General features: G+C 51.8%; 6 protein-coding genes. All 6 read right to left on the bottom strand.

Annotated elements, in window-relative coordinates; translation table 11 throughout:
- Positions 1-261: 261 nt before the first annotated feature.
- Positions 262-906 (bottom strand): hypothetical protein, encoded by a 645-nt coding sequence (locus PHE17_RS21400; protein ID WP_301017961.1) that lies wholly within the window; start codon positions 904-906, stop codon positions 262-264.
- An 11-nt stretch (positions 907-917) separates the two neighbouring features.
- On the bottom strand, positions 918-1,187 hold the full coding sequence (locus PHE17_RS21395; protein ID WP_301017960.1) for a hypothetical protein: 270 nt from the start codon (positions 1,185-1,187) through the stop codon (positions 918-920).
- A gap of 292 nt (positions 1,188-1,479) precedes the next feature.
- Positions 1,480-1,941: a hypothetical protein gene (locus PHE17_RS21390; RefSeq protein WP_301017959.1), complete on the bottom strand. Its 462-nt coding sequence runs from the start codon at positions 1,939-1,941 to the stop codon at positions 1,480-1,482.
- A gap of 298 nt (positions 1,942-2,239) precedes the next feature.
- On the bottom strand, positions 2,240-3,526 hold the full coding sequence (locus tag PHE17_RS21385) for an AAA family ATPase (protein WP_301017958.1): 1,287 nt from the start codon (positions 3,524-3,526) through the stop codon (positions 2,240-2,242).
- A 350-nt stretch (positions 3,527-3,876) separates the two neighbouring features.
- Positions 3,877-4,083 (bottom strand): helix-turn-helix domain-containing protein, encoded by a 207-nt coding sequence (locus PHE17_RS21380; protein WP_301017957.1) that lies wholly within the window; start codon positions 4,081-4,083, stop codon positions 3,877-3,879.
- A gap of 238 nt (positions 4,084-4,321) precedes the next feature.
- On the bottom strand, positions 4,322-5,162 hold an 841-nt coding region (locus PHE17_RS21375), incomplete at its 5' end, for a tyrosine-type recombinase/integrase (RefSeq protein ID WP_301017956.1).

Here is a 5,162-nt window from a genome sequence, read left to right as displayed (position 1 = left end):
GCAAGCATCCTAAGAAAAAATAGCAGCAATATCCCTGGCATTGCTTGCATGGGGCAGGGCGTTTAATTGGGCTGGGAAGTGCTGAAATGGGGCTTACAGCGGCCCCGATATTGCGCTGGCCACATTACGCCGCTTGCTGTGTACGGAGCATTTCGGAGTCAGTGCTGCTATAGCTGTTCACCGCTGAGGGAATATCATGAACCCAGCCCATTGCAAGCAACAGGCTGGGTTTGTGGCTAGCAGTAATTACTAGACGATGGGTCACGCTACTTGTTTAAAAACGCCCTGCTCCATCGTGATGTTCATTTCTCCAGCAATGGGTTGAGCTACTTCGTCAAAAACGTCCATCGCAGTATCACAAACGGCTTGCAAATCATCATTCGCGTTGCGTTCATGCCTGCTGCTCGGTGCGACTGAATCGAGATAATGCTCCCGATAGCCTGCAACTTGCTCAGTTGTTAATCCAGTCAACACAGCAGGAGCTTCAACAATCGCAGCGATAGACTGACCGTCCCGCGCCTTAGTAGCGTCAACTATGAATTGAGCTTTTTCGGCAGCACTCAACCCACGGAATACGCTTCGGATTTCTGCGGCATATTCGCCTTGCGTAAGATTTCCCGCTTTACCTCGGGAGGTGTCAACTGTTGCTCGGGCAGATGAAATAGCCGCTGCCAATTCGCTTCGTGAGCTTGAAGCAAGGTCGCGGAGCCGTGCCTTCTCAGCATTCAATATCATTGCGTTTGCAGCGTCTGATTTCATTGGGTCTGGTTTGGATGCAAGACTTGTAATGCCGATGACCTCTTTTTCGAGTTTGGTTAGAATCGTCATAGCCTTTGCTGATGCGGGGGCATCGCTTGGGATACGTTGAATCAAGGCGCGAATTGAGCGTAGTTGTGTGCTAGTCATGGTGTTTCCTTTCAGTGGTGAGTTCCCGGAAACTGCCGGGTCAGTTGTTCATCTTCAGGCGTATCGTCCTCGAAATAGACAATCGCTCTTTGTGCGTTATCGGGCCAAGAGCAGCCGTTTCGCTGTTCCCATGCTCCCCTTGCTTCATCCTCAGTCCTGCCGCTTGCGCAGTCATAAACGACTTCGTGACCGTCACCAGCAACAAGCAATAGAATCGTCCGTGATGCGGTGATAGCCACAATGGCTTCAAGGCGCTCCAAACGCTTGGCAAGTGATTTCATTTATGCGTCCTCCTTTCGAGTTCGAGCAGCCTTGTCTCGATTTCCATAGCAAGGTGCATCTTCCGAATTTGCTCAAGGACGTAGGCGAGCCTAGTGGCATCAGCAGTATCAATTCGCCCAGCTCTAGCCTCCCGATACAAGCAGGCGAGTTCAGTGCGAATCTCGCTCAAAGAAGTCAATTTGATCGGACTTACTCGTGGAAGCTTTTTGCTCCCTGTGTTCCCTGTGTCATCCACGACTTGCGTTTCGTTTGAAATAGTTGCAGGGCTTCTATTTGTCCAGTCAGTAGTCTTCATTTGTATTCAGACCCTATGCCATATATCCGCATCAACACATCAATCGCTTGAAGCCGAACATCTGCCTCGACCAGCTCGGTTTCTATAATCCGCAATAATTCTCGAACAACCATTTCCCTTCGAATTGTGTGAATGCTGTCCGCGTGACTTGCCCCGTAGATTTGCGCCCAGTCAAATTGATATTTCCACAACCGATCACGCTGTTTTCGATGGACGTAACTGCCTACCAAATTCGGGCATTGATCGGTTTCGAGTTCCGCCCGAAGCTCCGCAAGACGCTTGACCACACGGGCAAAGAAATCGCCGGTTTGCTCGTCCGGTAAGCGTTGAACCTCTACGGGGTCAAAGTCAGCGAAAACGATGGTGTAGATGTCTGGTTCAGGCGTTGCAGGGTCAACCAGCACTTGGAACCGTAAAGCTGTATTCTTTCCTTGAAGTACAAATTCTGATGTGTTCATTTCGTTCTCCTGATTACCACATTGGCAGGCCGCTGGTGGCTCTGCATCGTCCGTTGTTGGCTTGCTATGGTTTGGCGGTTGAACTGACAAGCTGCGGTCAGTTGTGCAATTACCCCCATACCCCTAAATGCTGCACTTCTGCACTTCTGCACAACTGAGGTTCAGTAAAAGCAAAAATGTAGTTGTGTAATAAAAAAACTTCCCCCCCCCCCTTTACATACGAACTATTAGCAGTTGTGCAGTTGTGCAGTTGTGCAGTCCTTGGGGGTATAGGGGAGAACTGCACAACTGGCATGTTTCACCGCTCCTGCCTGTAAAAAATCCGCCCATGCGCTCCAACGGTCGTTTTGACTTTGTGCGCGAGTGCCAGCACGTTGTCTGCCTCCTGCCAGTGTCGGCGTGACGGTTCACATCCCATGCGTGCCTCAACGGCTGGCCTATCAACTTGCTCCACACCCTCCTGAAACAGTTGCGCCACTGTGGTAACAATCTTCTCGACGCTGGCTGTCTTGCGGGAACTGCGCTGGCCGCTTTCGCCTTGTTCCTCGTTGTCGCCTCTGGCAGCTTCAACCAGTGCCCTCGCTTGCTGATACCCCCATTCAATGGGCATCAGATCGACGGTGCATAGAACGCTGTCCATGCCCTCAGCCCGCGTTGCGAGGGTATGAATTGGGCGAGTGCTGTAGCTTGCTGCAAAGTCTCCGGTCAGCGTGCTTTTCACGGTACAGACGACGCAGGTATTGGGAGCGCGTTTGTCGTGGATGTGGGTGAATGCTTGCCGGGGTGAATTGACCCATGCGGCGGAACCGGCCACACTATCCGTCAGTTCCTCATGCTTGCCCTTGTTCGAATGCCCGATAAGGCCAATCGTTACGTCGTGCTTCTCGCACAGGCCTTGCAGGAATGCGAATAGCCGTTTAACTGCCGCGTCGGAGTTCGGGCTTTCGCTCTTGCCCCATGTGGTAAGTGCCACTGCCGTATCGAGGACAACAAAGCGCAACGGGCGCGGCGGGTACAGCATCCCTTCGGCTTGCTTTTTCGCGGCAACAATGGATGCATCGAGGTGTTGATATACATCGAAGGTTGAAGCGGTTGCATGGCCCGATTCGTCATGCTTTGTTGCAATAGCCTTGAACACCAGCAACGTCCCCGGCACGCCTTCGGCCTTGATGTGGCGAACCTTAATCCAATCAGTCAATTCCTCGGTGCTAACCCACAGCGTGGAGCAGTAATCGCTGATGCGTGCCGCCTGCGTTGCAAGGAAGGACGATTTAGCTGTCTGGCCGCGCCCATAGAAGCCAACGACCTGCCTGCTGGGCAACCAAGGGTCAATCAAATATTCGAGTTTCGCTGTTGAGCTACTTTGCATAGCAACCTCCAAGACGATTTGATCGGGAGTGGCGGTTCGCATTTCTACCGGACGGATTCCTGCGCGAATCTTGGTTATTTCAAGCTGTGCCTTTTGGCCCTCAGCGTAGTGCCGTAGTCCTTCTGTCGGGTCGGCAGTTGCATTGGCGGTTACGTTGTCAACGTTTTGTGGCTGAACCTCAAAACCAAAAGTTGGCGTGCGAGGGATAATGCTCATATAACGCCCCCCACAAGTGCGACTGGGCGAGCGCATAGGCCCCGTACAGCAACTTTCAGCGCATTGCCGTCGTAAGGGTAGCGGCGAGCTTGCTGAACGCGCTGTAACGCGGTTTTAAGCGGCTGCGCTTTGTCAACTTTGGGCGCATGCCCTTGTCGTATAATACGGGAATGTGTTTCTTTCCCTGTGGCGGTGTGGTTGGTAACCATGCCGCTTTTTTTTGATCGTTTTTCCATGTGTTTCCCCGTTCTATCTTACATAGTGCCTACAGCTCAATAATGAGGCTGATTAACTTATTGTTATGACATATCAATATTGGCAGACGCCAAGTATTGGATATACTTTGTAAGCTAGGTTTGAGGGTGAAACTGTTGGGATGTGGACTGGCGTGTACCGGCTTCGAGGTATGCGAGCAGGTCGCTCTCAGCATAGCGAACGTTTGAGCCTATTTTTCTAAAAACAGGGCCCTTGCCTTGCCAGCGCCAAAGATCGAGCGTGGCCGGCTTGACGCCGAGGAGGGCAGCGGTTTCTTTGTTGGTGAGGAGCTTGGGTAGCATGAGACAGTCCTTTTTAAGGATGCTCATCGCACAAATAAAATAGGCAGTGCGGTGAGCTTCAACATCGTGTTTCCACGTTGCCAAAAGCCCGCCGCACTGCCTATGCAATGCTTCTCGTTACCGTCCCCGATGTGTAAATGTTGCAGGGCTGGAAGCGAAGCTGTTAGTGTTACTATATAGCAATATTTGTGCTTATACAAGCATTATTAACATTCCCAACTTGATGAAACTTTTATTGTCAAGCTCTTAATTTAATCACGTTTTCGCCTGCTGCAATAGCGGCTTTTTCCTGCGCAACGCGTTCGGCTTCTTGCCCTTGTGCCGCTATCCAGTCAGCAATGATTTGGGCTTCCGGTAACAGGTAGGCCAGCTTCTTAGTTTCCATGTAGCTTATCGCTGTCACGCTTGTGGGCTTGTGGTTAGTGAGCAATTCAAATTTCCACATTTCAATCTTGCATTCCATCGCAACAGCAACGAATGTCCGGCGTAAATCGTGAGGGCTAAGGTGATCGCCAGCAAGCTCTGAAACCCTCTCCATAGTTGAACGCGCATCGACTATATATTTGCCGCCGCTACGTGCGGGGAAAACGTAGTCGTTGCCTGTAACGTGCGGACGTGCGGCGAGTAATTCGCTGGCTTCCTTCGATAGTGGTAGCCACACTTCGTTGTGGTTCTTCGGGTCTGGTAAGTGCCACCATCCTTCATCAAGGTTCACCCTGTCCCATGTCAACATAGCCGCTTCATTCCACCGCGCCCCTGTCAACATCAAGAAGCTAATTATGTCCGCGCCCGTTCTGCTTGACGTGGTTTGATCGTCCGCATTGCGCCGCGCTTGGAGCATTGACCACACTTCGCCAATCTTGTCGTTTGGTATGCGGGTTGACTTGGCGCGGTTCTTATTCCACATCTTGGCATCGCTCAAGACTGAAACCGGGTTCTCCGGCATCGTGGGCAGTCCGTCCGGCGTCCTGTAGGTGGCGCGTGCATAATTGAGCAGGGCGCGAAGTATAACGAATGCCTGATTCGCTTGCGCTTTCCCTCGCTCCGACAATTCCCTGAATCGCACTAAGCAAGCATCC

The sequence above is a fragment of the Thiothrix sp. genome (genome assembly GCF_028714775.1).
Lineage (GTDB): Bacteria > Pseudomonadota > Gammaproteobacteria > Thiotrichales > Thiotrichaceae > Thiothrix.
Note: the sequence above shows the minus strand (reverse complement) of the source record. Positions and strands in the feature narration are given on the sequence as shown.

What these genes read in the sequence shown, in the direction of transcription:
- PHE17_RS21395 (WP_301017960.1), bottom strand. Translation starts at nt 1,187, where the DNA reads ATGAAATCACTTGCCAAGCGTTTGGAGCGCCTTGAAGCCATTGTGGCT.
- PHE17_RS21385 (WP_301017958.1), bottom strand. Translation starts at nt 3,526, where the DNA reads ATGAGCATTATCCCTCGCACGCCAACTTTTGGTTTTGAGGTTCAGCCA.
- PHE17_RS21400 (WP_301017961.1), bottom strand. Translation starts at nt 906, where the DNA reads ATGACTAGCACACAACTACGCTCAATTCGCGCCTTGATTCAACGTATC.
- PHE17_RS21390 (WP_301017959.1), bottom strand. Translation starts at nt 1,941, where the DNA reads ATGAACACATCAGAATTTGTACTTCAAGGAAAGAATACAGCTTTACGG.
- PHE17_RS21380 (WP_301017957.1), bottom strand. Translation starts at nt 4,083, where the DNA reads ATGCTACCCAAGCTCCTCACCAACAAAGAAACCGCTGCCCTCCTCGGC.